Source organism: Mesorhizobium sp. RCC_202, assembly GCF_041355295.1.
Classification (GTDB): Bacteria; Pseudomonadota; Alphaproteobacteria; order Rhizobiales; family Rhizobiaceae; genus Mesorhizobium.
In genome coordinates, this window is sequence record NZ_JBFUPO010000010.1 from 255,593 (window position 1) to 280,309 (window position 24,717).

The 24,717-nt window shown below is 63.0% G+C and carries 22 protein-coding genes and 1 tRNA gene; 7 read left to right on the forward strand and 16 right to left on the reverse strand.

Features of this window, described 5'->3' with window-relative positions; all coding sequences use genetic code 11:
- Window positions 1-3: 3 nt before the first annotated feature.
- From AB6802_RS23290 to AB6802_RS23355, 14 genes are all read right to left on the reverse strand, one after another.
- Complete coding sequence (locus AB6802_RS23290; protein ID WP_371012529.1) at window positions 4-1,221, reverse strand: MFS transporter; 1,218 nt, start codon at window positions 1,219-1,221, stop codon at window positions 4-6.
- A 149-nt stretch (window positions 1,222-1,370) separates the two neighbouring features.
- The gene (locus AB6802_RS23295; protein WP_371012530.1) at window positions 1,371-1,733 is read right to left on the reverse strand and encodes a Dabb family protein; all 363 of its coding nucleotides are present in this window, start codon (window positions 1,731-1,733) and stop codon (window positions 1,371-1,373) included.
- Window positions 1,734-1,743: 10 nt separating this feature from the next.
- Entirely contained in the window at window positions 1,744-3,372 is a 1,629-nt protein-coding gene (locus AB6802_RS23300; protein WP_371012531.1) for a GMC family oxidoreductase, read from the reverse strand.
- A 6-nt stretch (window positions 3,373-3,378) separates the two neighbouring features.
- Entirely contained in the window at window positions 3,379-4,140 is a 762-nt protein-coding gene (locus AB6802_RS23305) for a 3-ketoacyl-ACP reductase (protein ID WP_371012532.1), read from the reverse strand.
- On the reverse strand, window positions 4,137-5,654 hold the full coding sequence (locus AB6802_RS23310) for a GMC oxidoreductase (RefSeq protein ID WP_371012533.1): 1,518 nt from the start codon (window positions 5,652-5,654) through the stop codon (window positions 4,137-4,139). Before AB6802_RS23310 ends, AB6802_RS23305 begins: the two co-directional genes overlap by 4 nt.
- Before the next feature lie 5 nt (window positions 5,655-5,659).
- The gene (locus tag AB6802_RS23315) at window positions 5,660-6,775 is read right to left on the reverse strand and encodes an ABC transporter ATP-binding protein (RefSeq protein WP_371012534.1); all 1,116 of its coding nucleotides are present in this window, start codon (window positions 6,773-6,775) and stop codon (window positions 5,660-5,662) included.
- 22 nt (window positions 6,776-6,797) lie between these two features.
- On the reverse strand, window positions 6,798-7,742 hold the full coding sequence (locus AB6802_RS23320) for a carbohydrate ABC transporter permease (protein WP_371012535.1): 945 nt from the start codon (window positions 7,740-7,742) through the stop codon (window positions 6,798-6,800).
- Window positions 7,739-8,695 (reverse strand): carbohydrate ABC transporter permease, encoded by a 957-nt coding sequence (locus AB6802_RS23325; RefSeq protein WP_371012536.1) that lies wholly within the window; start codon window positions 8,693-8,695, stop codon window positions 7,739-7,741. Before AB6802_RS23325 ends, AB6802_RS23320 begins: the two co-directional genes overlap by 4 nt.
- A gap of 154 nt (window positions 8,696-8,849) precedes the next feature.
- Window positions 8,850-10,103: an ABC transporter substrate-binding protein gene (locus AB6802_RS23330; protein ID WP_371012537.1), complete on the reverse strand. Its 1,254-nt coding sequence runs from the start codon at window positions 10,101-10,103 to the stop codon at window positions 8,850-8,852.
- Window positions 10,104-10,161: 58 nt separating this feature from the next.
- Window positions 10,162-11,673, reverse strand: a complete 1,512-nt coding sequence (locus tag AB6802_RS23335) for an aldehyde dehydrogenase family protein (RefSeq protein WP_371012560.1) — start codon at window positions 11,671-11,673, stop codon at window positions 10,162-10,164.
- Window positions 11,674-11,684: 11 nt separating this feature from the next.
- Window positions 11,685-12,461, reverse strand: a complete 777-nt coding sequence (locus AB6802_RS23340; RefSeq protein WP_371012538.1) for an enoyl-CoA hydratase/isomerase family protein — start codon at window positions 12,459-12,461, stop codon at window positions 11,685-11,687.
- On the reverse strand, window positions 12,454-14,055 hold the full coding sequence (locus tag AB6802_RS23345) for an acyl CoA:acetate/3-ketoacid CoA transferase (RefSeq protein ID WP_371012539.1): 1,602 nt from the start codon (window positions 14,053-14,055) through the stop codon (window positions 12,454-12,456). Before AB6802_RS23345 ends, AB6802_RS23340 begins: the two co-directional genes overlap by 8 nt.
- Complete coding sequence (locus tag AB6802_RS23350; RefSeq protein WP_371012540.1) at window positions 14,052-15,068, reverse strand: Gfo/Idh/MocA family protein; 1,017 nt, start codon at window positions 15,066-15,068, stop codon at window positions 14,052-14,054. Before AB6802_RS23350 ends, AB6802_RS23345 begins: the two co-directional genes overlap by 4 nt.
- On the reverse strand, window positions 15,065-16,117 hold the full coding sequence (locus AB6802_RS23355; RefSeq protein ID WP_371012541.1) for a LacI family DNA-binding transcriptional regulator: 1,053 nt from the start codon (window positions 16,115-16,117) through the stop codon (window positions 15,065-15,067). Before AB6802_RS23355 ends, AB6802_RS23350 begins: the two co-directional genes overlap by 4 nt.
- Before the next feature lie 230 nt (window positions 16,118-16,347).
- Between AB6802_RS23355 and AB6802_RS23360 the strand changes: the two genes are divergently transcribed.
- From AB6802_RS23360 to AB6802_RS23390, 7 genes are all read left to right on the forward strand, one after another.
- Complete coding sequence (locus AB6802_RS23360) at window positions 16,348-17,502, forward strand: dihydrodipicolinate synthase family protein (protein ID WP_371012542.1); 1,155 nt, start codon at window positions 16,348-16,350, stop codon at window positions 17,500-17,502.
- An 84-nt stretch (window positions 17,503-17,586) separates the two neighbouring features.
- Entirely contained in the window at window positions 17,587-18,672 is a 1,086-nt protein-coding gene (gmd, locus tag AB6802_RS23365) for a GDP-mannose 4,6-dehydratase (protein ID WP_371012543.1), read from the forward strand.
- A gap of 111 nt (window positions 18,673-18,783) precedes the next feature.
- On the forward strand, window positions 18,784-19,755 hold the full coding sequence (locus AB6802_RS23370; protein WP_371012544.1) for a GDP-L-fucose synthase family protein: 972 nt from the start codon (window positions 18,784-18,786) through the stop codon (window positions 19,753-19,755).
- 79 nt (window positions 19,756-19,834) lie between these two features.
- On the forward strand, window positions 19,835-21,193 hold the full coding sequence (locus AB6802_RS23375; RefSeq protein ID WP_371012545.1) for a hypothetical protein: 1,359 nt from the start codon (window positions 19,835-19,837) through the stop codon (window positions 21,191-21,193).
- Window positions 21,194-21,318: 125 nt separating this feature from the next.
- Window positions 21,319-22,680 (forward strand): hypothetical protein, encoded by a 1,362-nt coding sequence (locus AB6802_RS23380; protein WP_371012561.1) that lies wholly within the window; start codon window positions 21,319-21,321, stop codon window positions 22,678-22,680.
- Window positions 22,681-22,876: 196 nt separating this feature from the next.
- Window positions 22,877-23,641: an SDR family NAD(P)-dependent oxidoreductase gene (locus tag AB6802_RS23385; RefSeq protein WP_371012546.1), complete on the forward strand. Its 765-nt coding sequence runs from the start codon at window positions 22,877-22,879 to the stop codon at window positions 23,639-23,641.
- A gap of 28 nt (window positions 23,642-23,669) precedes the next feature.
- The gene (locus AB6802_RS23390; protein WP_371012547.1) at window positions 23,670-23,963 is read left to right on the forward strand and encodes a DUF1330 domain-containing protein; all 294 of its coding nucleotides are present in this window, start codon (window positions 23,670-23,672) and stop codon (window positions 23,961-23,963) included.
- Window positions 23,964-24,092: 129 nt separating this feature from the next.
- Here the strand turns inward: AB6802_RS23390 and AB6802_RS23395 are convergent.
- Together AB6802_RS23395 and cpdR are read right to left on the reverse strand one after the other, a co-directional pair.
- Window positions 24,093-24,167, reverse strand: a tRNA-Val gene (locus AB6802_RS23395).
- 116 nt (window positions 24,168-24,283) lie between these two features.
- Complete coding sequence (gene cpdR / locus AB6802_RS23400) at window positions 24,284-24,646, reverse strand: cell cycle two-component system response regulator CpdR (protein ID WP_006199474.1); 363 nt, start codon at window positions 24,644-24,646, stop codon at window positions 24,284-24,286.
- Window positions 24,647-24,717 lie beyond the last annotated feature (71 nt).

The window sequence follows — 24,717 nt, forward strand, 5'->3', positions numbered from 1 at the left end:
CCGCTATCCCAGCACGGTCATCACCTGACCGCGCCGTTCCGGGCTGAAGCGGATGACGACGATGATGCAGATGGCGACCACGCCGGCAAACAGCGCCAGCGCGTAGCCATAGCTGCCCCCGGGAGCCTCGGCGATGCCGGCCTGGTAAGGGCCGCCATAGGACGCGGCGAGATTGCCGGCCTGGTAGATGAAACCAGGCAGCGTCGCGCGCACCGAACCCGGCGACAGCTCGTTGAGATGCACCGGGATGACACCCCAGGCGCCTTGCACCGCCACCTGCATGACGAAGGCGCCGATGGCCAGCATGAAGGGCGTCGTCGAATAGGCCCAGAGCGGGATCGCCGGCAGCGCGATCAGGCAGGCGAGCGTGATGGCATTGATGCGGCCGATCTTCTCCGACAGCGCGCCGAACGTCAGGCCGCCGGCGATCGCGCCGAGGTTGGCGACAATGGTGATCCAGCTCACCGTGTGCGGATCGAAGCCATGCTGCTTCTTCAGGAAGGTCGGGTAAAGGTCCTGCGTGCCGTGGCTGAAGAAGTTGAAGAACATCATCAGCACCACCGCATAGAGCGCGACGCCCCAGTGCTTCTGCAGCGTTTCGATAAGGCCCGGCTTGACCGATTTCTGCGCCTCGACGAAGGCCGGCGATTCCGGCACGTGCGAGCGGATGAAGAGCACGATCAGCGCCGGCACGAAGGAGAGCAGGAACATGGCGCGCCAGCCGAAGGTGAACTCGCCGATGTGTTGGCCGTAGAGCAGCCCGTAGACGACAGCGGCCAGCAGGTAGCCGGCCGGATAGCCGCATTGCAGGATGCCGGAGACCATGCCGCGCGCGCTCGGCGGAATGGATTCCATGGCGAGCGAGCTGCCCAGTCCCCATTCGCCGCCCATGGCGATGCCGAACAGCGCGCGCAAGGCCAGGAAGATGCCGAGATTGGGCGAGAAGGCAGCCAGTGCGCCGATCACCGAATAGCTGACGATGTTGAGCATCAGGATAGGCTTGCGCCCATATTTATCGGCAAGCATGCCGAAGAAAAAAGCGCCGATAAAGCGCGTCGCCAGCGTCAGAAAAAGCGCTTTCGAGACAGCCGGCACGTCGGTGTTGAATTCAGCCGCAATATCGGTGAGCAGGAAAGTCAGAAGGAAGAAATCAAAAGCGTCGAGCGTCCAACCCAGGAATGATGCAAGTACGGTTTTCTTCTGCTCTGAAGTGAGGTTCAAGGCGGTCCTCCTTTTGTATCCCCCAAAAGGAACGATATGTTCCACCCAGGGCAAAAGAGAACAGCTGGAGCGCCGGTTTTTGAAAACCGGCGGTCACATTTCCGTAAGCGCTAGATCGGGATGACGTTTCGTTGAGTCGTCATCCCGATCTAACTCTTTGTTGGGGCGTGATCTTTTCCGAAAACCGGTTCCCACTTTTCGGGATCATGCTCGAGATCGAAGACCATCAGCCCGTCGGTGCCGCCGTCGAGCGCCGCGACCAGCCTGGCGCCGGCGCGCTGATGCGCCTCATGCACCAGATAGGCGTCGCGGGCGGCGTCGTCGCGAAAGTCGATGGTGAAGCCGTGCGTGAGGCCGCGCGCGAAAGGCTCGGGGCTGACATTGGCGCTGAAATGCACCTTGCCCATGCCGTCGATGACGGAACGCAGCGCTTCGAGATCGGCATGGATCGCCGCGCGTTCGGTAGCGGGGACATCGTCGCGGAAGCGGACAAAGACGCAGTGCCGGATCATCGCCTGTTCCTCACGCCGCCCGGTTGCCCTTGAACACGGCCGGCGGCAGCGGCTCGCGGCCGAGGATCAGGTCGGCGCCCTTTTCGCCGACCATGATGGTCGGCGCGTTGGTGTTGGAGGAAGGCACGCGCGGCATTACCGAGGCGTCGCAGACGCGCAAGCCCTCGATGCCGCGCAGCCTGAGATCGGGTGTCACCACGGCCATCGCGTCATGGCCCATGCGGCAGGTGCCGACCGGGTGATGATCGGTCTTCGACGTGCGGCAGGCATAGTCGAAGAGGTCGTCGTCGCTCTGCAGGGCAGGGCCTGGCAGCACTTCGCGCAGTACGTAAGGCTGAAGCGCTTTCTGCCGCATGATCTCGCGCGCCAGCCTCAGCCCCTTGATCGACATGTCGCGGTCGTATGGATCGGACCAGTAGTTCGGGTCGATCAGCGGGTGGTCGGCCGGATCGGCGCTCTTCAGCCGCACCGTGCCGCGCGAGCGCGGGCGCAGGAAGGCCGAGTTCAGCGTCACGCCGGGGTTGTTCAGCTTCTCGACGCCGGCCTCGATGCCGGAGCCGAGGCCGAGATGGAACTGGATGTCGGGCGAGGCGGCGGTCGGGTCGGCGTACCAGAAGCCGCCGGTCTCGAACAGGCTAGAGGCCACCGGGCCCTTCTTCAAAAGCAGATATTGCAGGCCGGCCCAGGCCGTGCGGTGCAGCTTGGCGTAGTTGTCATAGGTGTGGTCGCCGGTGCATTCGGCGATGACGAACAAGTCGAGGTGGTCCTGCATGTTGGAGCCGACGCCGGGCAGGTCGTGCACCGGCGTCACGCCGACCGACTTCAAATGATCGGCCGGGCCGATGCCCGACTGCATCAGCAGCTTCGGCGAGCCGATGGCGCCGGAGGAGACGATCACCTCGCGCTCGGCGCGCAGGATTGTCTTCTCACTGCCCGGTCTGTCGACGATCTCGACGCCGATGGCGCGGTCTTTTTCGACAACGATACGCGTGACCAGCACATCGGTCCTGACCGTCAGATTCCGGCGCTCGCGGATCGGTTTCAGATAGGCGACCGAGGCCGATGAGCGCCGGGCGTTTTTCTGGGTCAGCTGGTAATAGCCGACGCCCTCCTGGGCAGCGCCGTTGAAATCTGGGTTGAAGGGAATGCCCATTTCCTGCCCGGCGCGGAAATAGGCCTCGCAGATCGGCAAAGGCGAGATCGGATTGGAGACGCCGAGCGGCCCTTCGTCGCCGTGGAAATCGTTGGCGAAACGCTGGTTGTTCTCGGCGCGCTTGAAATAGGGCAGCACGTCGCGATAGCCCCAGCCGGCCAGGCCCTCTTCCTTCTCCCAGGCGTCGTAATCGCGCGCATTGCCGCGCGTGTAGATCTGGGCGTTGATCGATGAGCCGCCGCCGACCACCTTGGCCTGCGTGTACCAGAAGACGCGGTCTTTCATGTGCTTCTGCGGCACTGTCGACCAACCCCAGGAGGCGATGCCCTTGGTCATCTTGGCAAAGCCCGCAGGCATGTGGATGTAAGGATGCCAGTCCTTGCCGCCGGCTTCGAGCAGCAACACCGAATTTGACGGATCCTCGCTCAACCGGTTGGCCAGAACGCAGCCGGCCGGGCCGGCACCCACGATGATGTAGTCAGTCATGGTTCCTCACAAGCGCGGCACGGAAAGCGCGCCGTCGACATTGATGACCGATCCGGTCGAAAAGCCGAATTTTCCAGAGGCGAGCGCCGCCACCGCGGCACCAATATCGGTGGCTTCGCCCCAACGTTTGGCTGGCACGAGACCGCCCTCGATGAGCGCATCGTACTTAGCGGAGACCCCTGCCGTCATGTCGGTGCGGATGATGCCCGGCCGCACCTCGAACACGCCGATGTTTCCGGGAGCGAGCCGCAGCGCCAGGTTCTTCACCCACATCGAAAGACCGGCCTTTGAGACGCAGTATTCGGAGCGTTCGGGCGATGCCATTTCGGCGCTGACCGAAGTGATGGTGATGATCGATTTCGGGCGATCGCCAGGAATAGCCAGCATCGCCTTGCCGACGGCCTGGCTGAGGAACACAGTGCCGCGCAGGTTGATGCCAAGCGCGCGGTCGAAATTCTCAGGCGTCAGCTCCAGCAAATCACCGCGCACGACAGCGCCGACGCCGGCATTGTTGACCAGGCAATCAATGCGGCCAAAGGCTTTTATCGCGGCGTCGACGAGGGCAGTGTGGCTGGAGAGTTCGGCGATGTCGCAGCGGGCGTAAGCGAATTTCGCACCGCGCGCGGCGATGTTTGCTGCAAGCTCGTCAATCGGTGCTTCGGCCAAGTCGGCGACAAGGATGTCGAAGCCGGCATCCGCCAGCGCTTCGGCGCAAGCGAGCCCGATGCCACGCACGCCGCCGGTGACGATGGCGGACGGTCGGGTCATGCTGCCAGCTCCGTTTTGCGGATATGCTCGGCAACCCGCAGCGCCTGGGCCGCGATCGACAGTGCCGGGTTGACCGCGGCCGAAGTTGGCAGAAAGCCGCCATCGACAACGAACAGGTTCTGGTGGTCGTAAGCGCGACAATACGGGTCGAGCGGCGAGGTCGCCGGGTCTTTGCCCATCTTCACCGTGCCGCACTGGTGTGACGGCGTGCGCTTGTCGAAGGGGCGCGACAGGATGATGGGATAGCCGCAGGCGCGAAGGTTGTCGCGCATCACCTTGGTCAGGCCTTCCAGCGAGCGCATGTTGGAACGACGCCATTGCATGACGATGTCCTTGCCGTCGGCCATGATGCGGCTTTCAGGATCGGGCAGGTCCTCGCACATCAAATACCAATCGACGGCGTGGCCGGCCATGTAATCGAGCGCGAATTTCGGCATCGTTTTCACATTGGCCTTGAGCATGTTGCCATCGATCTTGCCGAGCAACTGCACATTGCCGAGCGGCTTTCCGCCCTTGCCGTCCGATAGATAATAGTCGTTGAGCATCAGCGTCTTCTGGTAGACGCTGTCGTTGCGGCGGCGCGGGTCGATCGCCAGCATGGCGCTCGAATTGTGGTTCATGAAATTGCGGCCGACCTGATCGGAGCTGTTGGCGAGGCCTTTGCCCCCCGTCTTGCTGGTATTGGGGGAAGGCGAGCGCAGCAGGATGGCCGCCGAGTTGATCGCGCCGGCCGACAGGACCACCAGTTTCGGCGACAGCGTCTTTTGCGCACCGTTTTGTGTGTAGTGGATGGCGGCGATCGATCTGCCGTCGGGCGCGGTTTCCAGCCAGTCGACATAGGCGCTGGTTTCGAGCCGGATGTTCGGGTCCTTCAGCGCCGCGGTCAGCGGGCCGGTCTGGGCATCGATCTTGCCCTGGCCGGTGTTGGGGAATGCGTCCCAGCCCGTCCTGCCTTCCTTCAGCCAGGTCTCGATGTCGACGCCGAGCGGCAAGGAAGCGGGATGCAGGCCAAGGCCTTTGAGTTCTGCGCGGGCGCGCGCGATCGGCGGCTCGTCCGGCACCGGCTTGAAGGCGTAGGGGATCGAGTGGAACGGTTCGGTCGGGTCCTCGCCAAGCGTGCCGCGCACGCGAAAAAGCTGCTCGGCTTTGGAATACCAGGGTTCGAACTCGTCGTAAGAGAATGGCCAGGCGGGCGAGACACCGCCGAAATGCTCGAGCTCGGAGAAATCCTCCTTGCGGTAGCGGATCAGCACGGCGCCGAAGAATTTCGAGTTGCCGCCGACATAATAGTAATTGCCGGGATTGAACGGCGCGCCGCCGGCTTCGCGCCACATCTCCTTGGGCCGGTAATGCCCGTCGACGAAGATCGAGCGCGTCGAGCGCGCATGCGGCGTTGCCGGCAGCGGCTCGCCGCGTTCCAGGATCAGGATCGAGGCGCCACTGCCGGCCAAGCCGGAGGCGATCGTGGCGCCGCCAATGCCGGAGCCGATGATGACGATGTCGGGACTGGTCATATCGATCAAAGGATACGGTTTTCAGTCGCCGGATCGAAGAACACCGCCTTGGTCAGGTTGAAGGCCAAAGGCGTGTTGGTGCCCGGCTGGATGTTGGCATCGGCGCGCAGCCGCGCCACCACGCCCTTGCCGCCGAGATTGGTCACCGCGAAGGTATCGGATCCTGCGGGCTCGACCACTTCGATATGCAGATCGGCCGTGGCGATGTTGGAGGCGTTGCGTTCGGCGCCTTCCGGATCGGTCAGCGCTTCCGGCCGCACGCCGAAGATGATCGGCTTGCCCTGGAATGCCGAGAGACCCGCCGGCGCATTGGCCATCGGCAACGAGATCGGCTCACGCGCCTCGCGCTGCAGCACGACGGACAGCGCATTGCCCGACGTGGCAATGGTCGCCGGGATCAGGTTCATCGCCGGCGATCCCATGAAGTCGGCGACGAACAAATTGGTCGGGTTGTTGTAGATTTCAGCCGGCGTGCCGAACTGCTGCACCTCGCCGTCGCGCATCACCGCGATCTTGGTCGCCAGCGTCATCGCCTCGATCTGGTCGTGCGTGACATAGACGATTGTCGTGCCGGTCGTTGCGTGCAGGCGCTTGATCTCGATGCGCATGTCGACGCGCAGTTTGGCGTCAAGGTTGGAGAGCGGCTCGTCGAACAGGAATAGTTTGGGATCGCGCACCAGCGCCCGGCCCATGGCGACGCGCTGGCGCTGTCCGCCGGAAAGCTGGCTCGGCTTGCGCTGCAAGAGATGGCCGATCTGCAGCACCTTGGCCACCTTGTCGATCGCCGCCTGTCGTTCCGCCGCCGGCACGCCGCGCATTTCCATGCCGAAGGAAATGTTCCCGGCCACCGTCATGTTCGGATAGAGCGCGTAGCTCTGAAAAACCATGGCAATGTCGCGCTTGGAAGGATGCAGGTCATTGATCGCGCGGCCGTCGACGCGGATCTCGCCCTCGGTGATCTGCTCCAGTCCGGCGATGGTGTTGAGAAGCGTGGACTTGCCGCAGCCGGACGGACCGACCAGTACGAGAAAGCCGCCCTTTTCGAGCTCGACATTGATGCCCTTCAGGATTTCGACATTCCCGAAACGCTTCTTCAACCCGTCAATTTCAAGAAAAGCCATGGTCGTTCCTTCACGAAAGAGATCAGCCCTTGACCGCGCCCGCCATCAGCCCGCGCACGAAATAGCGGCCGGCAACGACGTAGACGATCAGGGTGGGGAGCGCGGCGATCATCGCCGCCGCCATGTTGACGTTGTACTCGACGACACCGGTCGAGGTGTTGACGACATTGTTCAGCGCCACCGTCATCGGCATGGCGTCGCCCGTGCCGGCATAGGCCGACGCGAACAGGAAGTCGTTCCAGATGTTGGTGAACTGGTAGATGACGGTGACGACGAAGATCGGCATCGAGTTCGGCAGCATGATGCGGCGGAAGATCTGGAAGAAGGAGGCGCCGTCGACTTGCGCGGCCTTGACCAGCTCGGTCGGGAAGGCCTCGTAATAATTGCGGAAGAACAGCGTGGTGAAGCCGAGGCCATAGACCACGTGAACGAAGACAAGGTTGACCGTCGGATTGCCGAGCCCGAAGCTGGTGCCGACCGAGTTCTGCAGCGAGACACCGAAACGTCCCAGGCTGCCGAGGATGGTCGCCATCGGCAACAGCACCGACTGGAACGGAATGAAGCAGGCAAACAGCATCAGCCCGAATACCAGCGTGTGGCCGCGGAAACGCCATTTGGTCAGCACATAACCGTTGAGCGCGCCCATCATCGTCGAGATCAGCACCGCCGGAACGACCATCTTGATGGAGTTCCAGAAATAACCCTTGATGCCGGCGCAGGTGAGGCCGACGCAGGTCTCGCCCCAGGCCTTGAACCACGGCTCGAGGGTCGGCGATTGCGGCAGAGCCAGCATGTTGCCGTTCTGGATCTCGTCCATGGTCTTGAACGAGGTGACCAGCATGACGAACAGCGGCATCAGGTAGAACAGCGCAAACAGCGCCAGCAGGCCGTAGATGACGATACGGTTCACGAGCTTCATGTTGACGCCGCCGGATGCGCGGCGAACGGGAGCGGTGACAGCGCTCATCGCGGCTTCTCCCTGAGTTCGGAATAGAGATAGGGCACGATGATCGCGACGATGGTCATCAGCATGATCACGGCACTGGCCGAGCCGACCGCCATTTCGTTGCGCTTGAACGTGTACTCATACATGAAATTGGACGGCAGCCAGGCCGAGCCGCCAGGTCCGCCGCTCGTCAGCGCGACGACCAAGTCGTAGGACTTGATGGCGAGGTGGGCGAGCACGATGAAGGCCGACAGGAAGATCGGCCGCAAGAGCGGGATGACGATGCGGCGATAGAGCTGGAAGGTGGTGGCGCCATCGATCTGCGCCGCCTTCATGATCTCGCCGTCAATGCCGCGCAGGCCGGCCAGGAACATCGCCATGATGAAGCCCGATGCCTGCCAGACGCCGGCAATGACCACCGTGTAGATGACGAAGTCCTTGTTCTTGATCCAGTCGAAATGGAAGCTCGTCCAGCCCCACTGATGCAAGGTCTGTTCGAGGCCGAGGCCCGGGTCGAGGAACCATTTCCAGGCGACGCCGGTGACGATGAAGGACAGCGCCATCGGGTAGAGGAAGATCGGACGCAAGACGCCTTCGCCGCGGATCTTCTGATCGAGCAGGATCGCCAGGAACAGGCCGAGCGCCAGGCAGATGGCGATGTAGAGAAAGCCGAAAATGCCCATGTTGGTGATCGACGTGTACCAGCTCGACGGCGGGTCGGTGTCGAAGGTCCAGCCCCACAGCCGCTGATAGGCGCGGGCGCCGGTTATCGCATAGGACGGGAAGGTCTTGGAATTGGTGAAGGACAGATAGATCGTCCACAGGATAAAGCCGTAGACGAAGACGATGGTGATGGCGAAGCTCGGCGCCAGCACGATCTTGGGTAGGGCGTCCTGCAGGCGCGAGCGCACGGAAGCGCGCGGACGCGTGTGCTCCGGCGTCAGTTTGATCTGGGTCGTCGCTACACTGCTCATGAGGCTCCTCCCGTCGCGGGTCGTCCATGCCCGGCCGTCAGGCGGCAAGGCGGCCCGCTGCATACGGGTCCTGGGTCGGCATAATGTCGAGCCGGCCAATTGCAAGATGGAAACCTTCCCCACCGAAGCGGGGAAGGTGTCTTGTGACTAGCGCTTACTTGGCGTCGTCGATTGCCTTGACCAGTTCCGTCACGGCCTCGTCCGAGGTCTTGATCTGGCCGTGGACGAACTTCGACACGACGTCCTTGTAGGCATTGGCGACGGCTGGCGGGGCGCCATAGCCCTGGGCCAGCGAGCCGAACAAGGTGCCGCCTTCGTTGGCCTTCTTTAGGTCGGCGATGCCCTTCTTGCCGCAAGCGTCGAAGTCGGTGTCCGGCACGTCGGTGCGGGCCGGGACCGAACCCTTGACGACGTTGAAGGCCGACTGGAAGCTCTTCGACAGCGTGGCGGTGGCCAGAGCGACCTGGGCGGCCTTGCGGTCGTCCGGAACGTTGAACATGCCGAACATGTCGGAGTTGTAGATCACCGAGCCGTCAGTGCCGGGGAAGCGGTAGCAGAGGAAGTCCGTGCCCGGGGTCTTGTTGGCGGCGTGGAACTCACCCTTGGCCCAGTCGCCCATGACCTGAACCAGCGCATCGCCCTTGATGACCATGGCGGTGGCGAGGTTCCAGTCGCGGCCCGAGAAGTTCGGGTCGACATAGGTGACGAGCTTGGCGAGGTTGTCGAACGACTTCTTCATCGTGTCGGATTTGAGCGACGCGTCATCGAGGTCGTTCATCGCCTTCTTGTAGAAGTCCGGGCCGCCGGTCGACAGAACGACGGAGTCGAACATCGTGGCTTCCTGCCAGTTCTGACCGCCAAGCGCGAGCGGGGTGACGCCGGCAGCCTTGGCCTTGTCGAGCAGCGCTATGAAGTCGTCGAAGGTCTTCGGCTCGGTGCCGCCGATCTTGTCCATCACTGCCTTGTTGATCCACAGCCAGTTGACGGAGTGGACGTTGACCGGAGCGGCAACCCACTTGCCGTCATAGACGGAGAATTTCTGCAGGGCGGCAGGAACGGACTTGTCCCAGCCTTCCTTCTTCGCCGTCTCGGTCAGGTCGCCCATCACGCCTGCCTGGGCGTAGTCGAGCACGGTGTAGCCGAGCATCTGCGATGCGGTCGGATAGTTGCCGGCCGCGACCATTGCCTTCAGCGCGGTCATCGCGGCGTCGCCGCCGCCGCCAGCCACCGGCACGTCCTTCCAGGCATAGCCTTCCTTGGCCAGATCCTGCTTCAAGACGTTCAAAGCAGCCGCTTCGCCGCCCGACGTCCACCAATGCAGCATCTGCACTTCCTTGACGTCCGCGGCATGCGCCGAGAACGCAAAGCTCGTCGCAAGAGCCGTTCCGATAAGCAGTTTGCGCAACATGTACTACCTCCCTTGTTGCATTACACGACCGGTGGAAGCCCACCGGGTTCTTCCAAACTCAGCCGACCCACCAACCGGTGCGCTGGCCGCGATGAAACTGGATTGTCTTTTCCTCGGTATAATCCTCGACGGCGCGTTTGCCGAGTTCGCGTCCGAGACCGGACTGCTTGTAACCCCCGAAAGGCAGTTCGGGATAACCTTCCATGAATGTATTCACCCAGACGGTCCCCGAACGCACACCCCGCGCTACCGACATGCAGGTGTCGATGCTGGGGCTCCACACCCCTGCGGACAGACCATAGGGCGTGTTGTTGGCGATGCGCAATGCCTTTTCAATCGTTTCAAAAGTGAGCACCGAAAGCACCGGGCCGAATACTTCCTCGCGGGCGATGGCCATATCTTCCGTAACGTTGCGAATGATGGTCGGATCGAGGTATTGGCCGGCATTGGAGGCGCGCTGCGCGCCGCCGCTGAACAATTTGCTGCCGCCGCTTGCAGCTGCCGCGACGTAACCTTCGACCTTGGCCAGATGGTCTGCGGAAATCATTGCGCCGACCTTGGTTCGATCGTCCAGCGGATCGCCTACCGTTACCTTGGCTGTAAGGGCCTTCACGGCCGCGAGAAACGCGTCGGCGATCGCCTCATGCACGATCAGGCGGCTGCCGGCGTTGCAGCACTCGCCGGCGTTGAAAAAGCCGCCGAACACCGCCGCGTCGGCGGCCGCTTCGAGGTCGGCATCGGGAAAGACGATCTGGCCGTTCTTGCCGCCGAGCTCCATCGAGACCTTTTTCAGCGTAGCCGAGGCCGTCGCCATGGTCATCTTGCCGACGCGGGTCGACCCGGTGAACGACACCATCTCGACCAGCGGATGGCTCACCATCGGCGCGCCGACATCGGCGCCGAAACCGGCGAGAATGTTGACGACGCCCGCCGGCAGGCCTGCTTCGAGCAGGATGTCGCCGAGCACGAAGGTCGAAGCCGAAGTCATCTCGCTCGGCTTGACCACGGCCGTGCAGCCGGCGGCAAGCGCGAAGGGCAGTTTCTGGCTGACGATCAGGAACGGGAAATTCCACGGCGTGATGATCGAGACGACGCCGATCGGCTCGCGCAGCACCACGCCCAGCATGGCATCGCCGAGATTGGCGTAGCTTTCGCCATGCAGCGTGCGGGCAAGCGAGGCGGCGTAGCGCCAGATGTCGACGGCGCCGCCGATCTCGCCGCGCGCCTGGGCGATCGGCTTGCCGGATTCCAGCGCATCGAGCCGGGCGATGTCCTCCAGCCGGCTTTCGATCAGGTCTGCCGCCTTGAGCAGCACGGCGGCACGCTCCGAGGCCTTCATGCGCGGCCACGGGCCGGTCTCGAATGCCCTGTGCGCGGCCTGCACCGCAGCCTCGACTTCCGGGGCACTCGCCTGCGCATAGCGCGAGACGACAAAGCCGTGGCCGGGGCTTGCCCGCTCCATCGCGCGGCCGTCGCGGGCCTCGACATGCTTGCCGTCGATCAGGAGCTTATAGGCTTTCGGCGCCTGGGACGCTTCGGCGGGCATGGCAATGTTGAGCGGTGCGTTCATCATGCTTTCTCTTAGGATCTCGAAAATTCCGGCTTCTGCTTGGCCTTGAAGGCGTCGACGCCGGCCTTGAGGTCGCCGGTCAAGGCGATAAAACCGCTGGCCAGGGCTTCCGTCGCGGCGGCACTTTCCTCGCCTTCGGCGACCGCGATCATCAGCTTGGCGGCTTCGGTGGCGAGCGGTCCGCGCTCAGCGATTTTCTGCGCCCAGGCCCTGGCGTCGTCGGAGCCTTTACCTGTCTCGGCGACACGGTCGACGATGCCGTGCACGAGCGCGTCGCCCGCCGAGAAAATCTCGCCTCCCAGCGCCATACGACGCACAATTTGCGCGCCGAAGCGGCGTACGGCGCGCTGCGTGCCCGACCATCCGGGGACGACGCCGATCGATGTTTCGGGAAAGCCGATCTTCACTTGGGTTTCGGCAACGCGAAAATCGCAGGCCGCCGCCAGCTCCAGCCCGCCGCCCAGCGCGTGGCCGGAGAGCACGGCGATGGTCGGTTGTCGCAGCCGCGCCAGCCGGTCGAAGACACGATGGCCGTACCGAACCCATTGCACCTGGAAGTCGGCGGCGCTCAATTGTGCCCAGGCCTCGACGTCGCCGCCGGCGCAAAAGCCCTTGCCTTCGCCGCGGATGAGCACGGCGCGCACGCCTTCGGCTAATTCCGCGTCATCTAGTGCTGCTTCGAGCGCGCGCAACATCGGGATGTCGAGCGCATTGAATTTTTCCGGCCGGCGCAGTGTGACGATGCCGATGGCGCCGTCCTGTTCGAAGGTGACGAGGGCCTCAGCCATGCGCGCCTCCGAGCGAGGCGCCGCCGTTCAGCGACAGGCCGATCGGCCGGTCCTGATAGAGCGCCGCCGGTGTCACCTTCAGGTCGTTGGCGACGCCGAGCGGAATCTCGGACTGAGCCAGTACATCGCGGTCGAGGTCGATGCCGGGCGCCAGTTCCGTCACCATCAGGCCAGCGGGCGTCAGCTTCATCACGCAGCGCTCGGTGACATAGGTGATGTCCTGGCCCTGAGCGACCGCGCGCTTGCCGGAGAAAGAAATGTGCTCGACCTCGTTGACCACTTTCTTGACCTTGCCTTCCGCATCGATGCGGATGCCGCCATCGGCGAGCGATAGTTTTGCGCCGGCATTGAAGAAGCCGGAGAAAACAATCTTTTTCGCACGCGCGGTGATATCGACAAAACCACCGGCGCCGGCGGTGACATGCGGCCGCGCGGAAAGCTTGGAGACGTTGACCGAGCCGTGGCGATCGATCTGCAGGAAGGACAGCAGCGAGGCGTCGAAGCCGCCGGCCTGGAAGTAGATGAACTGGTGCGGCGAAGGCATGAAGGCGTCGGCATTCGACGAACAGCCGAACTTGAAGTCGAGCAGCGGCACGCCGCCGACCGCGCCCTGTTCGATCACCCAGGTGACCTTGCCGTGCTGGCCTTCCTCCAAGAGGATGCGCGGCACGTTGGCGGAGATGCCGAAGCCGATGTTGACGGCCATGCCGTCGCGCAATTCCATGGCGACGCGGCGCGCGATCACCTTTTGAACGTTCATCTCCGGCGTGCGGAAGGTCGACAGCGGCCGGAAGATCTCGCCTGAAATCGCCGGATCGTAAGGCGTCAGCGTCGTCTGCAACTGTTCAGGCGCTTCCACGATATGGTCGACCAGCACGCCGGGCACGCGGACATCATGCGGCTTCAGCGTGCCGTTTTCGACGACGCGCTTGACCTGCGCAATCACGATGCCGCCATTGTTGCGGGCGGCGAGTGCTTGCTCCAGCCCGCCGAGATAAGCACCTTCGTGCTCGTAGGTGAGATTACCGCGCTCGTCGGCGGAAGTGGCGCGGATGATCGAGATGTTGGGCACGATCGAGCGGAAATAGAGCCATTCCTCGCCATCGAATTGCTGCACCGAAACGATCGGCTCGCTCGCCGCCGCGTTCATGGCGCAGCCCTGGTGGCGCGGATCGACGAAAGTATCGAGACCGACCTTGGTCAGCACGCCGGGACGCTTGGCTGCGGCCTCGCGATGCATGTCGAACAGGATGCCGGACGGCACGTTGTAGGCGGCGACCGAATTGTCGCCGATCATCTTCCAGATCTGCGGCGGTTCGGCCGAGGACGGGCCGGACGGATAGGAGCCGCACAGCGTGCGCGTCAACAGGCCGGGCTTGGCAAGGTGGTCGATGCCCTTGATGCCATACATGTCGCCGGCGGCGATCGGATGCAGTGTGGTGATACCCTTGGGATGGCCTTCCGCGTCGAAGCGTTCGCCGATGGCGGCAAGCACGGCATCGGGGCAGCCAAGACCGCTCGACGACGACACCGAGACGACCATGCCATCCTTGATCAGGCTGGCGGCGTAGGCCGCCGTGACGAGCTTGCTCACGCGCGGCTCCCGAGTTGTGGGTCGATCATCACGGTCTTGCCGGTCTTCGACGATTGCAGGGCGGCTTCGGCCGATGCCAGCGACCAGATGCCATCCTCGCCGGTGGCGGCGGGCTGGCCTTCGCCGCGGATCGCGGCATGGAACTGGCCGAGCGAACGGATGTAGAGGTCCTCGCGGTCGAAATTCAGTTCTTCCTCGCCGCTTGCGGTGCGCAACAGCACCGAACCGACCGGCTTCTGCGTCATCACATTGGTGGCGATCAGCGAGCCTTCCGATCCGTGCACCTCGAAGCCCGTGCCGGCGAATTTCGTCGTGAAGCCCTCATGCGATTGTGCGATGAGGCCCGACCTGAAGCGCCATATGCACATGGCGCCGTCCTCGAGCCCGTTGCCGGCCATGCCGGCGGACTGCGTGAAAGCTGATATCTCGACCGGATCGTCGCCGAGCACGAAGCGCAGCGTGTCGGCATCGTGCACGGTGATGTCGAGCACCACGCCGCCGCCCGCCTCGGGTTTCGTGATGCGCCAGCCCTGCAGGTTCTCCGGCAGATAGACGGAATGGAAGACGCGCGCCGCGATCGGTTTGCCGATACGGCCGGCGGCGATAGCTTCGCGCATGGTGCGGTGCGCGCCGGCATTGCGCAGATGGTGGTTGGTGCCGAAGACGATGCCGGCGGCTTTCGCGGCGGCGAGCATCTTCCTCGCATCGGCGCTGGTCAGCGCCAGCGGCTTTTCACACAGCACATGCTTGCCGGCCTTGATCGCCGCAAGACCCTGTTCGAGATGCAATTCGTTTGTGGTCGAGATGTAGACGGCGTCGATGTCGGCCGCGAGAAGCGCGTCGAGGCTCGAGACAGCGAGCGGGATACCGTTTTCCTCGGCGTAAGCCTTGGCACGCTCGGGGCTGGAGCTCATCACGGCGGCGACCTCGCCATCGGCCTGCGCACGGATGGCGTTGATCATGAATTGTTTTGCGATCGTGCTCGCGCCGATCAGACCCCACCGCACGTTCATGCCGCGTCCCCCGCTGCAATGTCTTGCTTGCCGCGATCCGGGCCGCTGCTTTCGCGCACGACGAGGTTGACGGCGCCGATATGGTCTTCCGCGCGCGTCGTGCGCGACTGGATCATCTTCAGCATGACATGGGCGGCGCGCTCACCAAGGCCGGCGGTGTCGACCGCAACGCTGGTCAGCGCCGGCATATAGTGCTCGGCCTCGGCGACGTCGTCGAAGCCGACGACGGCAAAGTCGGTCCCTGCCTCGAGGCCGCGCTTGCGCAGGGCGAGCATGACACCGAAGGCGACCGCGTCGTTGAAGCACAAAGCGGCCGTCGGCGGCTGCGACGCGGCAAGCGCCGTATCCAGGCAGGCCATGCCGCCCTTGCGGCTGGTCTCGCCCTCGACGATCAGCCGGCCGGTCGCCGGGATGTTGAACGCCTCACAGGCCTCGATGAAGCCGCCCATCCGCTCCTGATAGACGACCAGGTCGGACGAGCCGCCGAAGAAGGCGAGGCGGCGATGGCCCTTGCCGATCAGATGCTCGGTGGCGATGAAGGCGCCGCGGCGGTTGTCGGGCGCGATCACCGGAATGCGGCTTTCGGGCAGCCGGCGCATGGCGAACACGATCGGCACGCCGGCAGCCTCGATACGGCGGAAGGCGCCGGGCACGGTGCCGCGCGCCGGCGAGACGATGAGGCCGGCCACGCCTTGTTCCATGAGCGATTTCAACACCTCTTCCTGGCGCACAGGGTTCTCCGCCGTGTTGGCGATAAAGGGAACCACGCCCGCTGCCTGGAAGACGCGCTCCATGCCGACCGCAAGCTCGGCGAAGAAAGGGTTGGTGAGATCGTTGATGACCATGCCGATGACGTTGGAATGAGCCTTGCGCAGATTGGCGGCGCCGCGGTTGTAGACATAGCCGACGTCCTCGATCGCCTTGCGGACCTTGCTGGCTGTTTCAGGCCGGATCAGCCCGCTGCCCTGCAGCACGAGCGAAACCGTCGATTTGGACACGCCGGCCTCGCGGGCGATGTCCAGGATCGTTGCCTTGGCCCTGCTGGCCATGTCCGCGCTTTCCTCCGCTTCAGGCGTCAAATTTATTGGAACGTTCTAATCACCACTCAAAATCGGAGTCAATCGAGTTTCTCGCGGAATCCGAAAAATTGATGGCCAGCGTTCAAACGTATGCATCTTGGGGTTTGGTTAGGTATTGAACCGGTTCATTTCTATGAATCATAAAGGTTCTTGATTTATTGGAACGTTCCATTTATAGGCAGCCGCGAAGGGAGATTTTCATGGACGTCATCCTGCCTGCCGAGAATGGCGGCCGCGCCGGCTACCGGCTCGTCGGTGTGCCGGTCGAGCCCAGCGTCGGCGCATCCTTCTCGCGCATCGCCTATGCGGCCGCGCATGTCGTTGCAGACCCGATCGCGATGACCGATCCGTGGTCGCGATCGGCGATCGACTGGGAGAAGACCATGGCATTTCGCCACCATCTGTGGCGGCTGGGCTTCCGCATTGCGGAGGCGATGGACACCTCGCAGCGCGGCATGGGATTCGACTGGGAGAGCGCGAAGGACCTGATCCGGCGCTCGATCGCCGAGGCGCGCAGCGTGCCGGGCGCCGATCTCGCTTCGGGCGCCGGCACGGACCATCTGGCGCCGGCGAGCGCACGGACGATCGACGACGTCATTCGCGCTTATGAGGACCAGTTCGCCTTCATCGAAGGCGAGGGCGGCAAGGCGATCATGATGGCCAGCCGCGCGCTTGCCGCGGTCGCCAGGGGGCCGGATGACTATATCAAGGTCTATGACCGCATACTCGGCCAGGCCGCCGGCAAGGTGATCCTGCACTGGCTGGGCGACATGTTCGACCCGGCGCTGAGAGGTTACTGGGGCAGCGAGAGCTTCGAGGCCGCGCTCGACACCGTCGTTGCCATCATCGAGCGGCATGCCGGCAAGGTCGAAGGCATCAAGATATCGCTGCTCGACGCCGATAAGGAGGTCGCTCTGCGAGACCGGTTGCCGGAGGGCGTGGTGATGTTCACCGGCGACGACTTCAACTATCCGGAGCTGATCGCCGGCGATGGCAAGGGACATTCGCACGCGCTGCTCGGCATTTTCGACGCCATCGCGCCGGCCGCCAATGCGGCGCTGGCAAAGCTCGCGGCGGGCGACCGGGCCGGCTACGACGCGCTGATGGCGCCGACCGTGCCGTTGTCGCGCACGATCTTCGAGGCGCCCACGGCATATTACAAGGCCGGCGTCGTGTTCATGGCCTGGCTGAACGGGCACCAAAACCACTTCACGATGGTCGGCGGCATGCAATCCGCGCGTGGCATATGCCATTATGCCGAAGTCTTCCGCCTTGCCGATCAGGCGGGCCTGCTGGCCGATCCGGAACTTGCAACGGCCAGGATGAAGACCTTGTGCGCGGTGGCGGGCGTCTGAACCCGGCAAGGCAAATGACCCAAGCCTCTCCCGCTCGGGGGATTTGCGTTCCGTCGGCAAATCTGTATCGCTTTGCCGGACGCAATGCGGACGAACGCAGCAGTGGCAGAGAAAGTCGCCCTTATAACTGGCGTGACCGGTCAGGACGGTGCTTATCTCGCCGAGCTCCTGCTTGGGAAGGGTTATATCGTCCATGGCGTCAAACGCCGTTCGTCCTCTTTCAACACCGAGCGTGTCGACGACCTCTATATCGATCCGCATGAGAACGGCGCGCGCTTCTTCCTGCACTACGGCGATCTGACCGACGCGACCAATCTGATCCGCCTGGTGCAGGAGACAAAGCCGACCGAGATCTACAATCTTGGCGCCCAAAGCCATGTCCAGGTGAGTTTCGAGACGCCGGAATACACCGCCAACGCCGATGCGCTGGGCACGCTCAGGCTGCTCGAAGCAATCCGCATCCTGCGCCTCGAGAAATCGGTGCGTTTTTACCAGGCCTCGACCTCGGAGCTTTACGGCCAGGTGGCGGAAATTCCCCAGAGCGAGGACACGCCGTTCCGGCCGCGTTCGCCTTATGCGGCCGCCAAGCTTTATGCCTACTGGATCACGATCAACTACCGCCAGGCCTATGGCATGTTCGCGTCCAACGGCATCCTGTTCAACCATGAAGGGCCGACGCGCGGCGAAACCTTCGTCACGCGCAAGATCACGCGCGCGGTGGCGGCGATCCATCACGGGCTGCAGGACACGCTCTATCTCGGCAATCTCGATGCCCGCCGTGACTGGGGCCATGCGCGCGACTATGTCGAGGGCATGTGGCGCATCCTGCAGCATGACGAGCCTGACGATTTCGTGCTGGCGACGGGCGAGGCGCATTCGGTGCGCGAATTTGCCGAACTTGCCTTTGCCGGAGCCGGATACAGCATCCATTGGCAAGGCGAAGGTGTCGACGAGGTGGGCATCGACGCCGGCTCGGGCGCAGTTGTGGTGCGCGTCGATCCGCGTTATTTCCGGCCGACCGAGGTTGACATGCTGATCGGCGATGTCTCCAAGGCGCGAGCCAGGCTGGGCTGGTCGCACACCGTCGGATTCAAGGATCTGGTGACGGAAATGCTGCAGGCCGATCTGGCGCGTGCCGCCGCCGGTGGCTGGCGCAACGATCGTTCCTAGAGCGTTTTGCCGTTTCGCGGAAACGGCGAGCCGCTCTATCTCTTTGTTTTGACATAATTTTGGACGGAAAACGGTTTCACACTTTTCCTGGAATTGCCTGGTAGGATTGCGATGGACAAGATTTTCGATCTCAAAGGAAAGCGTGTCTTCGTGGCCGGACATCGCGGCATGGTCGGCTCGGCGCTGGTGCGCCGCCTGGCCAGCGAGGATTGCGAGATCCTGACCGTCCCGCGCAGCGAGCTTGACCTTCTCGACCAGGCCGGCGTGCGGCGTTGGATGGCGGACCGGCGACCGGATGCGGTGGTCATGGCGGCCGCCAAGGTCGGCGGCATTCTGGCCAATGACAGCCTCCCGGTGGACTTTCTCTATGAAAACCTCGTTGTGCAGAACAACGTCATCGAAGCTGCCTTTCGCAGCGAGGTGCGAAAACTGCTGTTCCTGGGTTCATCCTGCATCTATCCGAAACTGGCGCCGCAGCCGATCCAGGAAGACGCGTTGCTCACCGGCCCGCTTGAACCCACCAACGAATGGTATGCGGTCGCCAAGATCGCCGGGTTGAAGCTCTGTCAGGCCTACCGGCGACAATATGGCGTCGACTACATCTCCGCCATGCCAACCAATCTCTATGGTCCCGGTGACAATTTCGACCTCAACAGCAGCCATGTCGTGCCGGCGCTGATGCGCAAGGCCGATGCGGCCAGGCGCACCGGTCAAAAAACACTACAGGTGTGGGGATCGGGCAGGCCGATGCGGGAATTCCTGCATGTCGACGACGCCGCTGACGCGTTCGTCTGGCTGTTGAAGAACTACGCCGGCGACAGCCACCTCAACATTGGATGCGGGGAGGACGTCACCATCGCCGAGCTTGCCCGTACCGTCGTATCGGTTGTCGGCGCCGACGCCGATATTATTTTCGATGCGACGAAGCCGGACGGCACGCCGCGCAAGCTGATGGATGTGTCACGGCTGTTTGCGACCGGCTGGCGTCCGCGCTACTCGCTTCGCAGCGGATTGGAGCAAACCTATGCCTGGTTCCTGGAGCATGTCGAGACCGGGCAGATCCGGCTTGGGCAGCCTGGTTAGGCGCGGCCCGGGCGTGTGAGGCCGACAGCGCTTGAGTGACTTCTCCACGAAGATTTTCGCGGCGACCAGAACCGACGGCTTGGGCGGACGTCTGCTGGCCATGGTCAATGCAAAGAGCCTCGCCGACAGGATGGGATGCCGTTTCGGATTCACCTGGAACGGCCAGTCGGTCGAACAGATGGAATTCCATGCGGTCGAACGCGTCGACAAGGTGTTTTCCGCTGATTTCGTGGAAAAGCACTGGCTGGGCGACGAGATCGATGTCAGCCGGTTCGGCGCTCTCGACGGCGCGTTCACCCGCCACAGCCTCGAGGCCGAGGCCGGAGGGCTCGGCCTGCTGGGGTGGAGCTGCAACGAGTTCGGCGTCCTGAGATCATTGCGGCAAGGTTGGTTCAAGGCGCGACTGCCGGCCAACAAGCCACGCAGGTGGAGGCATCAGGCATTCGCCAGCTTCGGCTTTGCTCCCGCCGTGAAGGCGGCTATTGCCGCCGCTGACGAATGCCGGTTCTCGCGGCCGATGGCGGCGCTCCACCTGCGCAGCGGCGATATCGTCTATGGCAGCTATCGCTCGCGGCTCGAGTTCGGCGAGAAGGTCATCCCCGCGCCGCTGGTCAGGGGGATCGTATCGAAGCTGGCATCGAAGGGTCTGGCGACCCTGCTTGTCGGGCAGGACCAGGCGATGCTTGCCTATCTGAAATCGGAGACCGGCGCTCTTCTGGCAGAAGATTTCGGGGCGGGCGAGTTCACGGACGAGATGCTCAAGGCGTTTTTCGAAATGGCGCTGATGGCGCGGTGCCGTCAAATCTACGCTGGAAGCAGCGCCTTCGCGACAATCGCCTCCGCGATAGGCGGCGCACCGGTGCTGCGCAGCAAGGCCTTGTTCAACCAAGGTCGGGCCGCAAGCCTGATCCTCGAGGAACTGAGGATAAGGGGCGCCGACTACCATCCGCTGGAGGCGGCCTTTGGTTATCAATGGGCCTTCCGCCTGAGGGAAGATAGGATCAAGCCTGGTGGCGCCAGAGAAATCCTTGAGAAGGCGCTGGCGCTCGATCCGGAGAACCGGGCCTATGCGCTAAAGATCGTGGCCAGCCATTTCCGCGAAAAGAATTACCTGTGCGGCGAGGCGATCCTAAAAGCGTTCATGACGAAGGAATTCGATATTTCCGGCGAAATGCCGACCGAGATCATGCGACTTTTGACCAGTCGGTCGTGGCGCGGCTTTGTCATGGGTAATGACTTCGCGCTCTATCTTGCCGCGGCCAGGGCCGGCCATGCCCATGCCGCGACATGTGCGGCGCACATTCTTCATGCGGCTTTGGGCAAAACGGAAGCGGCACTGGCGATGGCGGCCTTGCCCTTGAAGGCAGACCCTGCCAACAGGATTTTCCAGGAAAACGAGTTGGCGATCCGGTCGTCTGCGGCCGCAAAATCGAATTAAGCATCCGGCGCGGGGGCGTCCGAGGTTTAATAAGCATGTGGAATAAAGTTACGTCGGCCCCCGAGCCCGGCCCGACACTGATCGCCGCCACCAGGACGGATGGGCTGGGCGGTCGTCTGCTTGCGATGGCGAATGCCAAGTCACTGGCCGACAGCCTGGGCTACCGATTCGGATTCACCTGGAACAGGCGGGCCATCGCCGACGAGTCGTTTCACATCATTGATCTCGCCGACCAGATCTTTTCGGCCGACTTCATCGAAAGGCATTGGCTGGGCGAGGACATCAGGAGGGCTGAGTTCGGTATTCTCGATGCTGCCGCTCTTGCCGCCGGCGACAGCCTCGGCGAGATCGCCAAAGAACGCAAACTGCGCGGTTTTACCTGCGACGATTTTGCTATTCTGAGAGATATCACGCCACCCGTTCGCGTAACCGAAACGCTGCGCGGTTTCGATTATTCGCCGGCAGTGAAGCAGGCGATCGCCGCCGCCGACAGCAGCCGGTTTACGCGACCGATGGCGGCGCTGCATCTGCGCAGTGGCGACATCGTGCACGGCAAGTATCGCACCACCCTCGTCTTCGCAGGAAAAGTGATCCCGTCGACACTGGCCAGGGCGATTGTGGCCGAGCTTTCATCGATGGGACTGGGGACGCTGTTGATCGGGCAGCATCGAGCGACGCTCGACTATCTCAAGGCCGAGACGGGAGCGATGCTGACCAGCGATTTCGGCGTCGATGCGTTCGAGGACGAAACCCCGAGAACGTTTTTCGAGATGGCGCTGATGGCGCGCTGCCAGCGGATCTATGCGGGCAGCAGCATCTATGCCGAGATCGCATCGCTCATGGGTGACGTTCCCTTCATGCCAGCAACCGCACTGTTCGACGCGCCGCGCGCCGCCGGCATCATCCTGGACGAATTGAAAGCGCGGCAGGTCGACTATGACCCGCGCGAGGCCGCCTTTGGCTACCAGGCCGCATTCCTGGCCGTCGAAGACAAAGCGGCTCCCGGCGAGGCGCGTGCGATCCTCGAGAAGGCCTATACGCTCGATCCGGAGAACGATGCCTATGCCCTCAAGATCGCCGCCGCCTATTTTCGCGAGCGCGATTTTGCGTCTGGCGAGGCCGTGCTGAAATCCCTGATGACGCGGCAGTTCACGGATCGTCCGAGAATCCCGCTGAAGGCGATGGGGCTGCTTGGCGACATGGTGGGCGACAGATATCCGATGGCCAAGGATTTCGAACTTTTCTTCACCGCGGCGGAAGCGGGCTGCCCTTACGCCGCGGCCTGTTCGGCGTGGATCCTCCAACAAACCACGACGGACCGCGTCCGGGCGCTGGCGACGGCCGAGCTTGCAGTCAAGGCTTCGCCCGCAGATCCAATCCTGAGGAAGGTCAGGCGGCGAATCCTGCAGGGCAAGAAGCCGAGATCGGGTCTGCTTGCCAAGGCAAGATGGCGACTGGCCGGGCTACGCGCATTGGCCTCGACCTGAAGTCAGCGCCGCCGCCGGAACGGTGAGATCGCGCAGTCCGGATGGAAGGACCCGCCAATAGGTGTTAAGGCCTCGGCTCCGGGTGGACCTGTTGCGGCTTGCTTCCTGGCAGAGCCTCGGCTCTGGTTTCTCCATCTATAACTCAGTCCGAACAGGACGCGATCCGATCGACCTGATCGTGACGACAGGTGAGCGAATGGAAGTTCCCGGCTTGAAGGGGCGGGTCGCGGTGATCACCGCCGCCGGCCAAAATATCGGCAAGGCGACCGCCCTGGCATTCGCTCGAGCAGGGTCGCACATCGTTATCACCGGTGGCAGCGACCCGGCCAAGATCGAGGCCGTCGCGGACCAGGCGCGATCTTTCGGTGTAAAGGCGATAGCCTCGGTTTGCGACGGCACCGACGAGGCTGCCACGACCGCCTTGATCAAGCGGGCCGTGGCCGAGCTCGGCAGCATCGACATCGCGGTATCCTGCGTCGGCATCAGACCGCACCAGCGACTGGATGAGATCACCCTTCAAGACTGGCAGACGGTGATCAACACCAACCTCGGATCGGCTTTCATCCTGACCCAGGCGGTGCTTCCCCACATGCGGGAGAGGAAGCATGGACGCCTGCTTTACATGGCCGGCACGGATGCGCTTTTCCCGCTGGCAAACCGGGCGCATGTCGTCGCCGCAAAACACGGCATGCATGGCCTGGCCAAGGCCGTGGCGCTGGAATGCGGACCCGACGGGGTGACGGCAAACAGCATCGCGCCAGGGTGGCTGGACACCGACAGGAACGCGGCGTGGTATCCCAATCTCGAAGAAACCTACGAGCATGTGCAGGCGACGGTGCCGCTGAGGAAACTGGGAACTGCCGAAGACGTCGCCAATGCCTGCCTCTATCTGGCATCGGACATGGGCAAGTTCGTTACCGGCCATTTGTTGCACATCAACGGTGGCGAGTTCATGGTGTAGGCCTGCAATCACCAGGGAGCGTTTTAGCGTGAAGGGATACTGGCTCATCGTCGGAACCGAGATTTCCGATCAGGAAGCACAGGCCGAATATGGCCGCCTCTGGAAGCCGATCGGCGAAAAATACCAGGCGCGCACCAACACGACAAAACAACCGCCTTTGCTCATCGAGGCGCGTGATGCCGGCCGCATGATCCTGGTGGAGTTTCCGTCCCTGGAGATCGCCAAGGCCTGCTATGCCGACCCGGCCTATGAGGAAGCCATGCACTTCGCGCTGAAGGCGTCGAAGCGGACGCTCGTGATGTTCGAGGGCGAGCTCGCGTAACTGCTATCAGCAGTGCCGTTTGACCGCGACGTTGGCTGGGGGCAGCCATCCAGGCCGATTCCAGGAGAACGCGGCGAGGTCTAAGCGCGGGCGTTCCGCGTCGACCAGATGTCTAATTTATTGAAAGGATGGTGGGCGTGACAAGGATTGAACTTGTGACCCCTGCAATGTCAATGCAGTGCTCTCCCGCTGAGCTACACGCCCATCCGAAGCCGCGCATACACCATTTTTGGTCCGGCGCGTCAATAGCAGGAATGTGGAAAGAAAGCTTCTCTTTGCCGCATCGGCTAAGTGGCCGCCGATGCCAGCCGAAAGGTGGCTCAGGCCGCCTGCAGCATCTTCTCGACCTCATTGACGAGGTCGCGCAGATGGAAGGGTTTTGACAGCACCTTGGCGTCCTTGGGCGCCTTGGAATCCGGGTTGAGCGCCACGGCGGCGAAACCGGTGATGAACATCACTTTCAAATCCGGGTCGATCTCGGTGGCGCGGCGGGCGAGCTCGATGCCGTCCATTTCCGGCATGACGATATCGGTCAGGAGCAGCGAGAAGGGCTCTTCACGCAACCGCTCATAGGCGCTGGCGCCATTGTCGAAATCGCTTACCTGATATCCAGCGCGTTCCAGCGCCTTGACGAGGAAGCGGCGCATATCGTCATCGTCTTCCGCCAAGAGAATGCGTGCCATCGTATCCCGTCCGAATCACCCGCCCCGAGCTTGCCGCCGGGCAGGCCTGTTAACCATCCTGTATATGAGGT

What these genes read in the sequence shown, in the direction of transcription:
- AB6802_RS23295 (WP_371012530.1), bottom strand. Translation starts at nt 1,733, where the DNA reads ATGATCCGGCACTGCGTCTTTGTCCGCTTCCGCGACGATGTCCCCGCT.
- AB6802_RS23300 (WP_371012531.1), bottom strand. Translation starts at nt 3,372, where the DNA reads ATGACTGACTACATCATCGTGGGTGCCGGCCCGGCCGGCTGCGTTCTG.
- AB6802_RS23305 (WP_371012532.1), bottom strand. Translation starts at nt 4,140, where the DNA reads ATGACCCGACCGTCCGCCATCGTCACCGGCGGCGTGCGTGGCATCGGG.
- AB6802_RS23310 (WP_371012533.1), bottom strand. Translation starts at nt 5,654, where the DNA reads ATGACCAGTCCCGACATCGTCATCATCGGCTCCGGCATTGGCGGCGCC.
- AB6802_RS23315 (WP_371012534.1), bottom strand. Translation starts at nt 6,775, where the DNA reads ATGGCTTTTCTTGAAATTGACGGGTTGAAGAAGCGTTTCGGGAATGTC.
- AB6802_RS23320 (WP_371012535.1), bottom strand. Translation starts at nt 7,742, where the DNA reads ATGAGCGCTGTCACCGCTCCCGTTCGCCGCGCATCCGGCGGCGTCAAC.
- AB6802_RS23325 (WP_371012536.1), bottom strand. Translation starts at nt 8,695, where the DNA reads ATGAGCAGTGTAGCGACGACCCAGATCAAACTGACGCCGGAGCACACG.
- AB6802_RS23330 (WP_371012537.1), bottom strand. Translation starts at nt 10,103, where the DNA reads ATGTTGCGCAAACTGCTTATCGGAACGGCTCTTGCGACGAGCTTTGCG.
- AB6802_RS23335 (WP_371012560.1), bottom strand. Translation starts at nt 11,673, where the DNA reads ATGAACGCACCGCTCAACATTGCCATGCCCGCCGAAGCGTCCCAGGCG.
- AB6802_RS23340 (WP_371012538.1), bottom strand. Translation starts at nt 12,461, where the DNA reads ATGGCTGAGGCCCTCGTCACCTTCGAACAGGACGGCGCCATCGGCATC.
- AB6802_RS23350 (WP_371012540.1), bottom strand. Translation starts at nt 15,068, where the DNA reads ATGAACGTGCGGTGGGGTCTGATCGGCGCGAGCACGATCGCAAAACAA.
- AB6802_RS23355 (WP_371012541.1), bottom strand. Translation starts at nt 16,117, where the DNA reads ATGGCCAGCAGGGCCAAGGCAACGATCCTGGACATCGCCCGCGAGGCC.
- AB6802_RS23360 (WP_371012542.1), top strand. Translation starts at nt 16,348, where the DNA reads ATGGACGTCATCCTGCCTGCCGAGAATGGCGGCCGCGCCGGCTACCGG.
- gmd (WP_371012543.1), top strand. Translation starts at nt 17,587, where the DNA reads ATGCGGACGAACGCAGCAGTGGCAGAGAAAGTCGCCCTTATAACTGGC.
- AB6802_RS23370 (WP_371012544.1), top strand. Translation starts at nt 18,784, where the DNA reads ATGGACAAGATTTTCGATCTCAAAGGAAAGCGTGTCTTCGTGGCCGGA.
- AB6802_RS23380 (WP_371012561.1), top strand. Translation starts at nt 21,319, where the DNA reads ATGGCGAATGCCAAGTCACTGGCCGACAGCCTGGGCTACCGATTCGGA.
- AB6802_RS23385 (WP_371012546.1), top strand. Translation starts at nt 22,877, where the DNA reads ATGGAAGTTCCCGGCTTGAAGGGGCGGGTCGCGGTGATCACCGCCGCC.
- cpdR (WP_006199474.1), bottom strand. Translation starts at nt 24,646, where the DNA reads ATGGCACGCATTCTCTTGGCGGAAGACGATGACGATATGCGCCGCTTC.